Source organism: Streptomyces sp. NPDC002309, assembly GCF_053593375.1.
On record NZ_JBSFCI010000024.1, the window covers coordinates 125,158 to 140,427 of the forward strand.

Below are 15,270 nucleotides of genomic sequence, written 5' to 3' on the forward strand. Positions count from 1 at the left end.
CGGCTCTGTTCCACCGTAACGCGGACCCACCCCGGCGTACCTCGGTCAAATCCGGGCGCAGTACCTTTGTCGGGTGGACAAGAGGCAAGCAATCGGATCATGGCTCTCCGGGCCCCGCGCGGCCATGGAGGACGCGGGTGCGGAGTTCGGGTACCGGGGCGAGCAGCTCGGTCTGCCGGAGCAGGGGCGGGGCTCGATCGCCCGCCCGGGCCGGCGGCTCGGCGCCCTGGCCGTCGACTGGGGTCTGTGCCTCATGATCGCATACAGCTTGATCACGGACGGCTACGGCCAGGCGACCGGCAACTGGGCCCTGCTGATCTTCTTCGTCATGAGCGTGCTGACGGTCGGCACGATCGGGATCACCCCCGGCAAGCGCCTCTTCGGCGTGCGCGTGGTCGCCCTCGACACGGGCGTCCCCCACCCCGGCCGCGGGCTGATCCGCACGGTCCTGCTCTGCCTCGCCGTCCCCGCCCTGATCTGGGACCGGGACGGCCGCGGCCTGCACGACCGCGTGGCCCGCACGGTCGAGGTCCGCATCTGACGACCGAGCCGCCCCGGCGGACGGGCGGGCCACCCTCCGCGCCGTCGGAGGCGAGGAAGCCCGGCCGGCGCGTGCGGCAAACCCGAAGGCCACCCGTACCGGACGGTAGGGGTGGCCTTCGAACCGTGATCGGGCGGGGCGGGTGGGTTCAGGCGGTGCGCAGGACCGTCGCCAGCACCTGGCGCAGTTCCGCCTCCGGGTCCGCCGCCGAGGTGGCCGCGCGCCAGGCCACGAACCCGTCGGGACGCACCAGCACCGCGCCGTCGGCCGACGTGCCGTGCGTCTGCGCCCAGTCGTCGTCCTGCGCGTCGAGCGCCAGCTCCGCGTCGGCGCCGGCGCCGATCCGGTAGGCGTCCAGCCGTACGCCGTCCGCCTCGGCGATGCGCCGGGCGGCGGCGTGCCAGGCCTGGCCGGCGGGGGAGCCGGCGTCGCAGAGCAGCACCATCGACCGCTCGTACAGGTCGAGCGTCGAGACCCGCTCGCCCGCGCGGCGCAGCCACATGTGCGGTGCCCGGCTGCCCGGGTCGGCGGTCATCCGCATCCCCTCGGGCACGACCGGCTCGGTCGGGTCGGCGCCCACGACCGCGCCCTCCGGGTAGCGGTAGGCGAGGACGATGTTGAGGATGCCGCCGCGCTTGCCGCCACCGACGCCGGGGCTCGGCGCGAAGCCGGGGTGGCTGTGCTCCACCGAGCGGGTCGAGGCGCGGGCGCTGGTGGCCATGGCGACCGGACGGCGCTCGGCGTCGTAGGTCTCCAGCAGCCCGGGGCCGGCCCAGCCCTCGAGGACGGCGGACAGCTTCCAGGCCAGGTTGTGGACGTCCTGGATACCGGTGTTGGAGCCGAACGCGCCGGTCGGCGACATCTCGTGGGCGGAGTCGCCGGTGAGGATCACCCGGTCGTGGGCGTACCGGTCGGCGACCCGTTCGGCCGCACGCCACGACGCCCTTCCGGTGATCTCCACGTCGAGGTCGGGCGCGCCGATCGCCTGGCGGATGTGCCGCTGGAGCCGCTCCTCGGTGAACTCCTCGAGCGTCTCGCCGTGTTCGGGGTGCCAGGGCGCGTGGAAGACCCAGTTCTCCTTGTTGTCGATGGGCAGCAGCGCGCCGTCCGCCTCGGGGTTCGTGAGGTAGCAGCAGATGAAGCGCCGGTCGCCGACGATGCCGGCGAGCAGCTTGGACCGGAAGGTGATGCTGACGTTGGCGAAGAGGTCGCCGGGACCGCTCTGCCCGATGCCGAGCCGGTTCCTGACGGGGCTGCGCGGGCCGTCGGCCGCGACCAGGTAGTCCGCCCGGACGGTGTACAGGTCGTCGCTGTCGCGGTCACGGACGTACGCCGTCACCCCTTCGGCGTCCTGCTCGAAGGACTCCAGCTCATGGAAGTACCTCAGGTCGCCGCCGAGGTCCTCGGCGTTCTGCCTCAGGACCGGCTCCAGGTCGTTCTGGCTGCACAGGCACCACCCCGAAGGGCTGAACTTCGCGAGACCGCCGCCCGGGTCGATCTCCTTGAACAGCCATTCGCCGGCGTCCCCGACGAGCGTCGGGGTCTGCATGATGCCGTGGTTCTCCGCGAGGAGTGAGGCCGCCTTCCTGATGTCCGGCTCGATACCGGCCGCGCGGTAAAGCTCCATCGTCCGCACGTTGTTGCCGCGGCCACGGGGGTGGATCGAGGTCCCGGAGTGCCGCTCGACGAGCATGTGACGCACGCCCAGACGGCCCAGGAAGAGGGAAAGGGACAGGCCCACCAGAGAGCCGCCCACGACGAGGACGGGAACCTGGTGATCGGCTTTCTGCTGCATCAAGTACTCCTGAGGCAGTGGTGGGGGGTGGGGAAGTTGTCGGAGTTCTCATGCCCTCTCGAAGGGGCTCCGCGTGATCTATCACCCGCGTGGTTCACGCGAGTCGCGCACTGAGGGGGACCGGCAGAGGATCAAGAAGCGCTGACGTCGCGTCATCGGCGGCGGCGTTCGCCTCTGCCTCCAGAGAAGGAGATTCCGCAGCATGACCACTACGTCGGAAAAGGTTTCGCAGCAGCTGACGCGACAGGTGTCGAAACGGGTCTCCCAGTCCGTGTTCGACGGCTCCCCCCTCAGGGTCGTCCTGCTGGTCGACGTATACGACGGGGCCCAGCAGCAGTTCCTGGAGGCATACGAGCTACTGTGCAACCAGGTGGCCAAGGTGCCCGGCCACGTCAGCGACCAGCTGTGCCAGTCCATCGAGAATCCCTCCCAATGGCTCATCACCAGTGAGTGGGAGAGCGCCCCTCCGTTCCTCGCCTGGGTGAACAGCGAGGAGCACGTGCAGATGGTGCAGCCGATGCACAGCTGCATCCGGGACACCCGCTCGCTGCGCTTCCACGTGGTGCGCGAGATGGGCCGCGGACTGGCGAAGGTCGACCCGGCCAAGCGCCACCTGCAGATGAACCCCCGGATCGGCGACGGTGTGATCCGCCACGCCCTGACCTTCACGGTCAAGCCGGGCAGCGAGCCGGAGGTCGCGAAGATCCTCGCGAACTACGACTCCCCCGAGACGCATGTGGACGAGAACACGCGTCTGGTCCGCACCTCTCTCTTCATGATCGGCAACCGCGTCGTCCGGGCCATCGAGGTCCGCGGCGATCTGCTCCAGGCGCTGCGTCACGTCGCCCGGCAGCCCGAGGTCAGGGCGGTCGAGGAGGCCATCAACCCGTACCTGGAGCAGGAGCGGGACCTCAGCTGCGACGAGTCCGCGCGCGTGTTCTTCACCCGGGCGGCCCTGCCGGCCGTGCACCACGTCGACACGGACGAACTGCAGGAGGGTGAGCGGCACGCCTTCTACATCCCCGCCCGGCCGGGCCGCGGGATGGAGCTGGCCGAGGCGCTCGCCCGGCTGGACGAGGACGCGGCGGAGGACCCGGACACCCAGGTCCTGCGCAGCACGGTCTTCCAGCGCGACGACGTCGTTGTCCGGCTGGTCGACGTGCGTCCCGGCGCGGGAGCCCGGGTGGCCCTGCCGCAGCCCGGGGCGATGGCCCCGCTGAAGTCCCTGCTGGCCGGTGACGCCGCCGGCATGGAGCTCATCACCGACCGCCGCTCGCCGGACGCCTGACCCCGTCAGGGTCAGCACACCCACGGAGGAACGTCGTGATCAAACCCCTTCCGAAGATCGTGGACCTCAGCGAGGTCGAGCCCAACACCCGGCGCGGCGGCGATCTGCGCGCCATGCTCACCCCCACCACGGTGGGCTCCACCAGCGGTTTCATGGGCGTCGCCATCGTGCACCCCGGTGACCGCATCGGTGAGCACTACCACCCGCACTCCGAGGAGTTCGTGTACGTCGTCTGCGGTCAGCTGGAAGTGGACCTGGACGGCGAACCGCACCCGCTCCGTCCGGAGCAGGGGCTGATGATCCCCGCCCACGTGCGTCACCGCTTCCGCAACGTGGGCAACGTGGAGGCGCGCCTCGTCTTCCACCTGGGTCCGCTGGCCCCGCGTCCGAGCCTCGGGCACGTCGACACGGAGGAGACGGACGTCATCGGTGCCGCCGCGGTGGTCACGGAGACCGCCTCCGCGGGTGCCGCCCACGACCGAGGTGAGGTCCGGTCATGAGCCGACGTGTGGCGGTGACCGGCATAGGCATCGTCGCCCCGGGCGGCATCGGTGTACCGGCGTTCTGGGACCTGCTGGCGAGCGGCCGGACGGCGACCCGGGGCATCACCTTCTTCGACCCGTCGGGACTGCGGTCGCAGATAGCCGCGGAGTGCGACTTCGACCCGGCCGCGCACGGCCTGGACGAGGAAGAGGTCGCGCGGGCGGACCGGTACATACAGTTCGCCCTGGTCGCCGGCGCGGAGGCGGTCCGGGACTCCGGTCTCGACCTGAACCGCGAGAACCCGTGGCGGATCGGGGTGTCCTTGGGCACCGCGGTCGGCGGCACCACCCGGCTGGAGCACGACTACGTCCTGGTCAGCAACCACGGCGAGCGCTGGGACGTCGACCACCGCGAGGCGGAGGCGCATCTGCACCGGGCGTTCTCGCCCAGTACGGTCGCCTCCGCGGTGGCGGAACGTTTCGGCGCGCAGGGTCCGGTGCAGACCGTCTCCACCGGCTGCACCTCCGGCCTGGACGCCGTCGGGTACGCCTTCCACACCGTGGAGGAGGGCCGGGCCGACATCTGCATAGCGGGTGCCTCGGACTCCCCGATCTCCCCGATCACCATGGCCTGCTTCGACGCGATCAAGGCCACCTCACCCAACAACGACGACCCGGCCCACGCCTCCCGGCCCTTCGACAACAACCGTGACGGCTTCGTCATGGGCGAGGGCGGCGCCGTGCTCGTCCTGGAGGAACTGGAACACGCACGGGCCCGCGGCGCCCACGTGTACTGCGAACTGGGCGGCTACGCCACCTTCGGCAACGCCTACCACATGACCGGCCTGACCAGCGAGGGTCTGGAGATGGCCCGGGCGATAGACCTGGCACTCGACCACGCCCGGCTGGACCCGACCGCGATCGACTACGTCAACGCACACGGATCCGGCACCCGGCAGAACGACCGCCACGAGACGGCGGCCGTGAAGCGGGCGCTCGGCCCACACGCCTACGACACCCCCATGAGCTCCATCAAGTCGATGGTGGGGCACTCGCTCGGGGCGATCGGGGCGATCGAGGTCGTCGCCTGTGTACTGGCCCTCGCCAAGCAGGTCGTCCCGCCGACCGCGAACTACGAGACCCCCGACCCCGAGTGCGACCTGGACTACGTCCCGCGTGTCGCCCGCGAACGGAAGCTGAACAGCGTCCTGTCCGTGGGCAGCGGGTTCGGGGGCTTCCAGTCGGCGGTGGTCCTGACCCGAACGAGGGAGTGAGGACACGATGAGCGAACCGCACGATCGGCGCGCGGCCGTCACCGGTATCGGGGTGGTCGCCCCCAACGGCACCACCATCGACACCTTCTGGAAGGCCACCAAGGAAGGCCTCACCGTCCTCGACCGGGTCACCCGCGAGGGCTGTGAGCACCTTCCGCTGAAGGTGGCCGGCGAGGTCCGCGGCTTCGACCCGGCGGCGACGATCGAGGAGCGGTTCCTCGTCCAGACCGACCGGTTCACACACTTCGCCATGGCCGCGGCGGACTTCGCGCTGGAGGACGCACGGCTCGGGCAGGCCGACACCTCCGAGGAGCCGTACTCCATCGGTGTGGTCACGGCCGCCGGATCCGGCGGCGGTGAGTTCGGCCAGCGCGAGCTCCAGCAACTCTGGGGCAAGGGCAGCCGCTTCGTCGGCCCGTACCAGTCCATCGCCTGGTTCTACGCCGCGAGCACCGGCCAGATCTCCATCCGCCGCAAGTTCAAGGGCCCCTGCTCCGTCGTCGCCTCCGACGAGGCCGGCGGTCTGGACGCCCTCGCCCACGCGGCGCGCGCGGTGCGACGCGGCACCGACGTGATCGTGGCCGGCTCCACCGAGGCGCCGCTGGCGCCGTACTCGGTGGTCTGCCAGGTCGGCTACCAGGAGCTGAGCACCGTCGCCGACCCGGCCCGCGCGTACCGGCCGTTCACGGAGGGCGCGTGCGGGTTCGTGCCGGCCGAGGGCGGCGCGATGCTCGTGGTGGAGGCGGAGAGCTCGGCCCGTGAACGCGGCGCCGAGGTCCGGGCCTTCGTCGCGGGGCACTCGGCGACCTTCACGGGCGCCTCCCGCTGGGCGGAGTCCAGGGGAGGGCTCGCCCAGGCGATCCGGGGTGCCCTGGACGAGGCCGGCTGCGCCCCGGAGGACATCGACGTGGTCTTCGCCGACGCCCTGGGGGTTCCGGAGGCCGACCGTGCGGAGGCCCTGGCCATCGCGGACGCCCTCGGCGCGCACGGGCGGCGCGTGCCCGTCACGGCGCCCAAGACCGGGATCGGCCGCGGCTACTGCGCGGCGCCGGTGCTGGACACCGCGGCGGCGGTGCTGGCCCTGGAGCACGGCGTGATCCCGCCCACCCCCGGCGTCTTCGACATCTGCCACGACCTCGACCTCGTGACCGGCCGCGCCCGGGCCGCCGAGCTGCGTACGGCGCTGGTCCTGAGCAGGGGCCTCATGGGGTCGAACTCGGCCCTGGTGCTGCGACGCGGCGGCACCCAGTGAGCCGAACACACCAGCTGCCCTGCAGCACAGAGGAGGAATCGCTATGAGTCACCGCATCACACTGGAAGAGCTGTCCGAGCTCATGAAGAAGGCCGCCGGAGTCACCGTCTCCCCCGAGGAGCTCCAGCAGCGCTACGACGCCGGCTTCGACGCCCTCGGCGTCGACTCGCTCGGCCTGCTCGGCATCGTCGGCGAGCTGGAGAACCGGCACGGGGCGCCGATGCCCAACGACGCGGAGCGTTCCAAGACGCCCCGCCAGTTCCTCGACCTCGTCAACAGCGCACTTCCCGCGGGAGCCTGACATGGCCGGACACACCCAGAACGAGATCACCATCGCCGCGCCCCTGGACCTGGTCTGGGACATCACCAACGACGTCGCCGACTGGCCGCAGCTGTTCAGCGAGTACGCCAGCGCCGAGATCCTCTCCAAGGAGGGGAACACGACCACCTTCCGGCTCACCATGCACCCGGACGAGAACGGCAAGGTGTGGAGCTGGGTCTCGGAGCGGGACGCCGACCGCGACCACCTCAGCGTCGAGGCCCGTCGCGTCGAGACCGGACCGTTCGCCTACATGAACATCCGGTGGGAGTACGAGGAGGTCCCGGACGGCACCCGGATGATCTGGACCCAGGACTTCTCGATGAAGCCGGACGCGCCGGTCGACGACGCGTGGATGACTGACAACATCAACAAGAACTCCAAGATCCAGATGGAGCTCATCCGGGACAAGATCCAGCAGGCGGCCGCCGGTCACCGGTCCGCCGCGGCCCTCGCCGACTGAGCCGGACGACAGGAGAAGACCCGTGCATCAGGCACTGATCGTCGCCAAGATGGCTCCCGGTTCCGCCCCCGACATCGCGAAGGTGTTCGCGGAGTCCGACCGCGGAGAGCTGCCGCACCTCATCGGCGTCGTCCGGCGCAGCCTGTTCCAGTTCGGCGACGTGTACATGCACCTCGTCGAGTCCGAGCGCGAGCCGGGACCGGCCATCGCCAAGGTCACCTCGCACCCCGAGTTCGTGGGGATCAGCGAGCGCCTCTCCGCGTACGTCAGCGCGTACGACCCGGAGACCTGGCGGTCCCCGAAGGACGCGATGGCCCAGCGCTTCTACCTCTGGGAGCGCGACGCCCGCGCCTGAACCCCCCCGTCAGGCCACCGGTGCCGGGCCCGCGCACTGCGCGGGCCCGGCACCGGCGTTCCCTGGAAGCGGTCAGCTCACCCGCCGACCGTGCACTCGAAGGCGTGCAGGTGGGGGTTGACCGGCCGGACGGACCCGACGGTCAGGCCCGCCTCGGTCAGCCGCGCGGTCATGCCGGCGGTGGTGTGCTTGGCGCCGCCGACGTTCAGGAGCAGCAGCAGGTCCATGGCGGTGCTGAAGCGCATCGACGGGGTGTCGTCGACGAGGTTCTCGATGACGACGACCCGGGCGCCGGGGCCGCCGGCCTCGACGACGTTGCGCAGCAGCCTGGCCGTGGACTCGTCGTCCCACTCGAGGACGTTCTTGATGACGTAGACGTCGGCCTCGACCGGGACGGACTCGCGCACGTCGCCCGGCACGATACGCGTCCGGCCGGCGAGGTCGCCGCCCTGGCGCAGCCGGGGCACGGCGTTCTCCACCACGCGCGGCAGATCGAGCAGGTAGCCCCGCATCGACGGGTACTTGTCGAGCAGGCTCGCCACCACATGCCCCTGGCCGCCGCCGAGGTCCGCCACGGACGAGGCGCCGGAGAGGTCGAGCAGCGCGGCGACGTCGCGCGCCGACTGCTCGCTGGAGGTGGTCATCGCGCGGTTGAAGACATCGGCCGACTCCGGCGCGTCCTCGTTCAGGTAGACGAAGAACTCCTTGCCGTACAGGTCCTCGACGACGTTGCGGCCGGTGCGGACGGCCTCGTCGAGCCTGGGCCAGGCGTCCCAGGTCCACGGCTCGGTGCACCACAGCGAGATGTTCCGCAGGCTGTTCGGGTCGTCCTCGCGCAGCAGCCGCGACATCTCGGTGTGGCCGAACCTCCCGTCGGGGCCCTCGACGAAGACGCCGTAGCAGGACAGCGCGCGCAGCAGGCGGCGCAGCGGCTTCGGCTCGGTCTTCACCGCGGCGGCGAGGTCCTCCACGGTCATGGGGGTGTCCGTGAGCGCGTCGGCGACGCCCAGCCGGGCGGCCGCGCGGACGGCGGCGGCACACGCCGCCCCGAACACGAGCTCTCTCAGCCGCATGGACGGCGGTGGTGGCGGAGGAGCCGAGAGCTCGGGGGATGGAGCGGTCATGTGCCGCCTTCCTTCCTTGCGTGGGTGGGGCGGGTCGGTCCGGTCAGCACAGCCCCGAGGGCTTGGAGGCCCCGCAGGTGTTGGCGTCGAAGGCGTTGGCGCTCGCGGTGGTCTCCTGGTTGACCAGGTCGGCCGGCGAGTTGCTCTCCAGGCGGTTGCCGGTGATCCGGTTCCGCTCGCTGGTGACGCCCACCATGCTCTTGAACAGCACGATGCCGCCCGACAGCGGCGACTTGCCCACGTGGCCGACGACCGTGTTCCGCGTGACCAGGCTGTTCTCGGCGCCGGTCAGGACGATGCCGGAGCCCTGCAGGAAGGGCAGCCGGGCGGTCTTCGCGCAGTACTTGTTGTTCCGCTCGACGTGGTTGTCGCTGACGGTCAGGGCGCCCGCCTTCGGCTTGTTCTCGTCGCCGACGAGGAACATGCCGGCGCAGTTGCCGGTCAGGTAGTTGTGGGTCACCGACAGGTTCCGCATCCGGCGGACGGTGAGGCCGATGCGGTTGTCCTCCAGGTGGTTCCGCTCGATCACCGTCCCCTTGCTGTCCATGGCGCCGACCTCGGCCTTGACGTTGTTGGCGAGGAAGAGACCGGCGTCGCCGTTGCCCCGGGCGGTGTTCTGGCGGAAGACGCCCCGCGTGGAGTGCTCCTGCGAGATGCCCCACTGCCCGTTGTTGTCGGCGGTCACCCGCTGGACGGTCAGTCGGTCGGTCCCCAGGGCGTACAGGCCGACCTTGGGGAACTCGGTCACCTTGAGGTCGGCGATCGTGACGTCCGGGACGGCCTTGTGCTTCGCCCCGATCACGCAGATGCCGTTCCCGGCGGCCTTGCAGCCGATGGCGGGCGTCTTGGTGCCCGGCGCCTTGGGGGCCGGCTTGATCACCGTGCGCTGGCCCATGCCGCGCAGGGTCAGTCCGGGCGTGCGCACCGTGATGCTTTCGCGGTAGGTGCCGGGGAGCACGAGCACCGTGTCGCCGGCCTGTGCGGCGTCGACCACCTTCTGGATCGACTCGCCCGGCGTCACCACGTGGATGCGGTGGGAGGCGGAGGCCGGGGCGGTACCGATGAGCGCGCCGAAGAGCGTGGTCGCGCATGCGAGAGACGTGATATGGCGTTTTGTCACATGCGGAAGGCTAAGAGCGCATCACCCCGTCACCGGCCGGATGCTCCGTTCGGTGGCGTGTCATCCGGCCGAGGGCGCGCCGGGGGTATGACGGAGCCGGCGGCACCCCAGGTGCCGCCGGCTCGGTGTTCGTCTGTCGCCCTGCCGCGACTCAGCGGGCCCGCGGCCCGCCCTTCGGCATCCGCATGCCCTTGGGCATCGGACCCTTCGGCAGCGGCATGTTGCTCATCAGGTCGCCCATCGCGCGCAGCCGGTCGTTGGTGACGGTCACCTGCGGCCCGGACAGTACGCGCGGCAGCTTCAGCATGGTGGTGCGCAGCTTCTTCAGCTCCACCGTGCCCTCGGCGGTGCCGACGATCAGGTCGTGCACCGGTACGTCGGCGACCACCCGGTTCATCCGCTTCTTCTCGGCGGCCAGCAGGGACTTCACCCGGTTGGGGTTGCCCTCGGCGACCAGCACGATCCCGGCCTTGCCGACCGCCCGGTGCACCACGTCCTGGCTGCGGTTCATCGCCACCGCGGGGGTCGTCGACCAGCCCCGGCCGATGTTGTCGAGCACCGCCGCGGCGGCGCCCGGCTGGCCCTCCATCTGCCCGAAGGCCGCCCGCTCGGCCCGGCGCCCGAAGACGATCGCCGTCGCGAGGAAGGCGAGCAGCAGGCCCAGGATGCCGAGATAGATGGGGTGACCGATCAAGAAACCGATCGCGAGGAAGACACCGAGGGTGACAATTCCGACTGCCGCGAGTACAAGACCGATCTTCTTGTCGGCCTTGCGGGTCATCTTGTAGGTCAGAGCGATCTGCTTCAGTCGCCCGGGGTTCGCAGCGTCCGCTGCGGTTTCCTTCCTCGCCATGCCACGAGTCTACGTGGCCCGCGAGGCGCCTTCGACGGCGGTGTGCGAGTCAGGGGCGACGGGCCAGCGTCCGCTCCACGATCTGCTGCGCCTCGATCCGGTCCTTGGCCCGGCGGCGGTCCTCCAGTACCGAGGTCCAGGCGTTGCGGCGCGCGGTGCGCTGTCCGCTGCTCATCAGCAGCGACTCCACTGCGCGCAGGGCGGTGGAGAAGGACGGAATGGCGGTGGCGCGAACGGGCGCGGCCTGCATGGCGGAGGTCTCCCCTCGAAAAGGCTGCGGGTGCGGGTGTACGTGGTGTGAGTCCAGCGTCACTGATTGGTGTTACCAGGGCGTGACCGACCGGTCAAACACCAATGAAGCCTTGACGCGAAGTCCCGGAAACCTGACGCGGCCCTGACGCACGCCGTCATCTGCGAGGACGGTCAGGACCGCGTCGTTTCGGTCACTACGGACGGGTAGCTGCTTGTGCGGGAGTTCACACGCCTGCCGCGCGCCGGACGGGGCAGGCGTGTGACGCGGTGTCAGACGGCCTGGGCCGCGATGTAGCTGCCCCGCTTCTCCACGGCCATCCGGTACAGCCGTCCGGCCCGGTACGACGAGCGCACCAGCGGGCCGGACATCACACCGGAGAAGCCGATCTGCTCGGCCTCCTCCTTGAGCTCCACGAACTCCTGCGGCTTCACCCAGCGCTCCACGGGGTGGTGGCGCACCGAGGGGCGCAGGTACTGCGTGATGGTGACCAGCTCGCACCCGGCGTCGTGCAACTGCCGGAGCGCCTCGCCGACCTCCTCGCGGGTCTCGCCCATGCCGAGGATCAGATTGGACTTGGTGACCAGGCCCTGGTCGCGGGCCGCGGTGATGACCTTCAGCGAGCGGTCGTAGCGGAAGCCGGGGCGGATCCGCTTGAAGATCCGGGGGACCGTCTCGACGTTGTGCGCGAAGACCTCGGGGCGGGAGGAGAAGACCTCGGCCAGCTGCTCGGGGACGGCGTTGAAGTCGGGGGCCAGCAGCTCGACCTTGGTGCGGCCCTCGGCGCGGTCGGCGGTCTGCTGGTGGATCTGGCGCACGGTCTCGGCGTACAGCCAGGCGCCGCCGTCCTCCAGGTCGTCGCGGGCGACGCCGGTGATGGTGGCGTAGTTCAGGTCCATGGTGACCACGGACTCGCCGACGCGCCGCGGCTCGTCGCGGTCGAGCGCCTCGGGCTTGCCGGTGTCGATCTGGCAGAAGTCACAGCGCCGGGTGCACTGGTCGCCGCCGATGAGGAAGGTCGCCTCGCGGTCCTCCCAGCACTCGTAGATGTTGGGACAGCCGGCTTCCTGACAGACCGTGTGCAGGCCCTCGCTCTTCACGAGGTTCTGCATCTTCGTGTACTCGGGGCCCATTTTCGCCCGGGTCTTGATCCACTCGGGCTTGCGCTCGATGGGGGTCTGGCTGTTGCGGACCTCCAGGCGCAGCATCTTGCGTCCGTCGGGTGCGACTGCGGACACGACCGGCTCCCTAGCGATTGATTCTTCGGCGTTCCCCAGGGTACGCCCGTGGATTTTGTGGCTGCGGTGGTGCCGGTCCTGCGACGCGCTTGCGCCCTCGGACCGCCGCTTCGGCCCTGGACGGGCCGTCTGATCGAACACCGGAAGTGCGGGATCTATGCCGGGGTCTTCTCGATCTCCCGCGGCCGCAGGTCCGCGTGCTCCAGTACGTCCTTCAGATGGCGCTCGACGACGGGGGCCACGTCCTCGATCGTGACGTCGCGGCCGAGTTCGTTCGCGAGGGAGGTCACACCGGCGTCGCGGATGCCGCACGGGATGATGCGGTCGAACCAGGCGTTGTCCGGGTTCACGTTGAGCGCGAAGCCGTGCATGGTCACGCCCTTGGCGACGCGGATGCCGATCGCGGCGATCTTGCGGTCCTCGCGGCGCTGGCCGGCGTTGGAGGGGGCGTACTCGGGGCCGTTGAGGCGGGGGTCGAACTCGTCGTCCTGGAGGCGGGGGTCGAAGTCGAGGGAAAGGCCGCCGAGGGACGGGCGCAGCTCGACCGGGTCCCCGAGGACCCAGACGCCGCTGCGGCCCTCGACGCGGGTGGTCTCCAGGCCGAACTCGGCGCAGGTGCGGATCAGCGCCTCTTCCAGGCGGCGTACGTGCGCCACGACGTCCACCGGGCGCGGCAGCTTCTGGATCGGGTAGCCCACCAGCTGCCCGGGTCCGTGCCAGGTGATCTTGCCGCCGCGGTCCACGTCGATGACGGGAGTGCCGTCGAGGGGGCGCTCGTTGTCGGCCGTGCGCCGGCCCGCGGTGTACACCGGCGGGTGCTCCAGCAGCAGCACGGTGTCGGCGATCTCGTCGGCGAACCGGGCCGCGTGCACGCGGCGCTGCTCGTCCCACGCCTCCTGGTACTCGACGGCGTCCGCACCGAATCCCATACGGACGAACCGCAACTCACTCACGGCAAGCGCCTCCCTAGAGGGTCGTAAGGCACCAAACGCGCCTACGCCACTGTACGACTGCCCGGGGTGCGTCAGCGCTGGTGGCAATCCTCACACGATCGGATGAATGAACGTCGAAGAGTGCGATCAGCTGCTCACTCTCCGCTACATTCGCGCCGTTCACGAGGCCATAAGGGCTGCTCACAGGCAATCCGGGCAGCACGGCGGTGAAGGCCGCCGAAAGCCCGAAGGCAGGAGACCGCACCGCAGATGACGGAACGACCCGCGCAGCGCACTCCCAACCGCCAGCTCGCCGCGCTCATCGCAGAAGCGGGGTTCTCCAACGCAGGTCTCGCCCGTCGCGTGGACCAGCTCGGCCTCGAACACGGACTCGACCTCAGATACGACAAGACGTCCGTCACCCGATGGCTGCGCGGACAGCAGCCCCGGGGAACGACCCCGGCGCTCATCGCCGAGGTGTTCACCCGCCGGCTCGGCCGCCGGCTCACCGCCCAGGACCTGGGCCTGGACGCCTGCGCGCCGGTCTACGCGGGTCTGGAGTTCGCGGCCGGCCCCGAGGAGGCCGTGGACATCGTCAGCGGGCTGTGGCGCAAGGACTCCGGCAGCCATGCCGAGCTGCGCAAGATCGCCTTCACGCCCGCCGGGCTGGTGGTCCCGAGCCGGGACTGGCTGATCGGCCGGGCCGACGAGCGGGTCGCCCGGGGCGAGGCCCCGGCGCGGGTTCCCCTCCAGGGCCGGCCCGCCGTGCCCCAGCAGCGCGGCCGGGCCGAGCACGGGCCCGGTCACCGGGTCACCGGGGGCGACATCGCCGCGCTCCGCTCGGTCGCCGAACTCTTCCGCACCCTCGACAACGCCTACGGCGGCGGTCACGCCCGGCAGGCCCTGGTGCGCTATCTGGAGCACGAACTCGAACCGATGCTGCGCGGCACCTACGGAGAGCAGAGCGGCCGCCGGCTGTTCGCCGCCGCGGCCGACCTCACCCGGCTCGCCGGCTGGACGTCGTACGACATCGCCGCGCACGGGCTCGCGCAGCGCTACTTCGTGCAGGCGCTGCGGCTGTCGCAGGCGGCGGCGGACCGGGCGTACGGGGCCTATGTGCTGGTCACGATGAGCCGCCAGGCCGTCTACCTCGGCCACGGGCGGGAAGCCGTGCAGCTCGCACGGGTGGCCCAGCAGGGGGTGGGCGGTTCCGCGCCGCCCGCCGTCCAGGCGCTGCTCCACGCCGCCGAGGCGCGGGGGCACGCGGTACTGGGGGAGGTGCGGGCGTGCACCGCGTCCCTCGTGCGCGCCGAGCGCGCGCTGGAGACCGCGCGGCCCGGCGACGACCTGCCGTACTGGGCGCGCTTCTTCGACGAGGGGCAGCTCGCCCACGAGTTCGGGCACTGCCACCGGGACCTCCAGCAGTTCCGCGCCGCCGCCCAGCACGCCGAGCGCTCGCTGCAACTGCGGCCCGCCGGGCTCGCCCGCAGCCGGCTGTTCTGCCGCGTCGTCCTCGCCACCGCCCGCCTCGGCCTCGGCGAACTCGACCAGGCCTGCCAACTGGCCGCCGAGGCGGCCGGCCAGGCGGCGGAGATGCGTTCGGTGCGGGCGGTGGAGTACGTCAAGGACTTCGAACGCCGTCTGGAGCCCTACAAGGACGCGGCCCCGGCCCGAAGCTACCGGGACAAGGTGGCGGCCCTCGGCTGATCGAGGCCGGTCCCGGGTCGTGGCCCCTGCTTCGTGGGGCCTCGTCCGGCTGACCGACATCGGATCCGTTGCCTCGCCGGGTTGGCGGGGTCTCGGTCCGGGCCGACCGAGACCGCTCCCGGTCCGTGGCCCTTGCTTCGGGGTCTTCGTCAGGGTGACCGATGTCGGATCCGTTGCCTCGCCGGGTTGGCGGGGTCTGGGTCTGGGCCGACCGACGCCGGACCCGTCGCCCCGCCGGGACCGGGTGGCGGCCCTGGGCCGGCCGCGGCCGGGCCCG

The 15,270-nt window shown here is 71.1% G+C and carries 16 protein-coding genes; 9 read left to right on the plus strand and 7 right to left on the minus strand.

The annotated features are described in order from the left end of the window. The first annotated feature begins 73 nt into the window (after positions 1-73). On the plus strand, positions 74-541 hold the full coding sequence (locus tag ACWCPM_RS21275) for an RDD family protein (RefSeq protein WP_450977784.1): 468 nt from the start codon (positions 74-76) through the stop codon (positions 539-541). A gap of 148 nt (positions 542-689) precedes the next feature. Here ACWCPM_RS21275 and ACWCPM_RS21280 read toward each other — a convergent pair whose 3' ends face one another. After that, the gene (locus ACWCPM_RS21280; RefSeq protein WP_450977785.1) at positions 690-2,336 is read right to left on the minus strand and encodes an FAD-dependent oxidoreductase; all 1,647 of its coding nucleotides are present in this window, start codon (positions 2,334-2,336) and stop codon (positions 690-692) included. Between the two features lie 202 nt (positions 2,337-2,538). On the opposite strand from ACWCPM_RS21280, the gene ACWCPM_RS21285 reads away from it, so the two are divergent. The 7 genes from ACWCPM_RS21285 to ACWCPM_RS21315 are packed head-to-tail and all read left to right on the plus strand — an operon-like array spanning position 2,539 to position 7,769. Then, the gene (locus ACWCPM_RS21285; RefSeq protein ID WP_450977786.1) at positions 2,539-3,624 is read left to right on the plus strand and encodes a TcmI family type II polyketide cyclase; all 1,086 of its coding nucleotides are present in this window, start codon (positions 2,539-2,541) and stop codon (positions 3,622-3,624) included. 35 nt (positions 3,625-3,659) lie between these two features. After that, the gene (locus ACWCPM_RS21290; protein WP_450977787.1) at positions 3,660-4,124 is read left to right on the plus strand and encodes a cupin domain-containing protein; all 465 of its coding nucleotides are present in this window, start codon (positions 3,660-3,662) and stop codon (positions 4,122-4,124) included. Beyond that, a complete protein-coding gene (locus tag ACWCPM_RS21295) occupies positions 4,121-5,380 on the plus strand; it encodes a beta-ketoacyl-[acyl-carrier-protein] synthase family protein (protein ID WP_450977788.1) in 1,260 nt (419 codons plus the stop codon). Before ACWCPM_RS21290 ends, ACWCPM_RS21295 begins: the two co-directional genes overlap by 4 nt. A gap of 7 nt (positions 5,381-5,387) precedes the next feature. Then, positions 5,388-6,632, plus strand: coding sequence for a ketosynthase chain-length factor (locus ACWCPM_RS21300; RefSeq protein WP_450977789.1), 1,245 nt, complete (start codon positions 5,388-5,390; stop codon positions 6,630-6,632). 43 nt (positions 6,633-6,675) lie between these two features. Beyond that, on the plus strand, positions 6,676-6,933 hold the full coding sequence (locus ACWCPM_RS21305) for an acyl carrier protein (RefSeq protein WP_450977790.1): 258 nt from the start codon (positions 6,676-6,678) through the stop codon (positions 6,931-6,933). 1 nt (position 6,934) lies between these two features. Then, positions 6,935-7,414 (plus strand): SRPBCC family protein, encoded by a 480-nt coding sequence (locus tag ACWCPM_RS21310; RefSeq protein ID WP_450977791.1) that lies wholly within the window; start codon positions 6,935-6,937, stop codon positions 7,412-7,414. Between the two features lie 22 nt (positions 7,415-7,436). Continuing rightward, on the plus strand, positions 7,437-7,769 hold the full coding sequence (locus tag ACWCPM_RS21315; RefSeq protein ID WP_365453604.1) for a TcmI family type II polyketide cyclase: 333 nt from the start codon (positions 7,437-7,439) through the stop codon (positions 7,767-7,769). Between the two features lie 77 nt (positions 7,770-7,846). Here ACWCPM_RS21315 and ACWCPM_RS21320 read toward each other — a convergent pair whose 3' ends face one another. The 6 genes from ACWCPM_RS21320 to lipB form a co-directional block, all read right to left on the minus strand. Beyond that, complete coding sequence (locus ACWCPM_RS21320) at positions 7,847-8,893, minus strand: methyltransferase (protein WP_450977792.1); 1,047 nt, start codon at positions 8,891-8,893, stop codon at positions 7,847-7,849. A 43-nt stretch (positions 8,894-8,936) separates the two neighbouring features. Then, positions 8,937-10,013: a right-handed parallel beta-helix repeat-containing protein gene (locus ACWCPM_RS21325; RefSeq protein ID WP_450977793.1), complete on the minus strand. Its 1,077-nt coding sequence runs from the start codon at positions 10,011-10,013 to the stop codon at positions 8,937-8,939. Positions 10,014-10,164: 151 nt separating this feature from the next. Continuing rightward, entirely contained in the window at positions 10,165-10,866 is a 702-nt protein-coding gene (locus tag ACWCPM_RS21330) for a DUF4191 domain-containing protein (RefSeq protein WP_450977794.1), read from the minus strand. Between the two features lie 49 nt (positions 10,867-10,915). After that, the gene (locus ACWCPM_RS21335) at positions 10,916-11,116 is read right to left on the minus strand and encodes an SCO2195 family GlnR-regulated protein (protein ID WP_450977795.1); all 201 of its coding nucleotides are present in this window, start codon (positions 11,114-11,116) and stop codon (positions 10,916-10,918) included. A 272-nt stretch (positions 11,117-11,388) separates the two neighbouring features. Beyond that, positions 11,389-12,354, minus strand: a complete 966-nt coding sequence (lipA, locus tag ACWCPM_RS21340; protein WP_450977796.1) for a lipoyl synthase — start codon at positions 12,352-12,354, stop codon at positions 11,389-11,391. 155 nt (positions 12,355-12,509) lie between these two features. Next, a complete protein-coding gene (gene lipB / locus ACWCPM_RS21345) occupies positions 12,510-13,307 on the minus strand; it encodes a lipoyl(octanoyl) transferase LipB (RefSeq protein WP_450977797.1) in 798 nt (265 codons plus the stop codon). 249 nt (positions 13,308-13,556) lie between these two features. On the opposite strand from lipB, the gene ACWCPM_RS21350 reads away from it, so the two are divergent. Continuing rightward, positions 13,557-14,993, plus strand: coding sequence for a regulator (locus tag ACWCPM_RS21350; protein ID WP_450977798.1), 1,437 nt, complete (start codon positions 13,557-13,559; stop codon positions 14,991-14,993). The last annotated feature ends 277 nt before the right edge of the window (positions 14,994-15,270 follow it).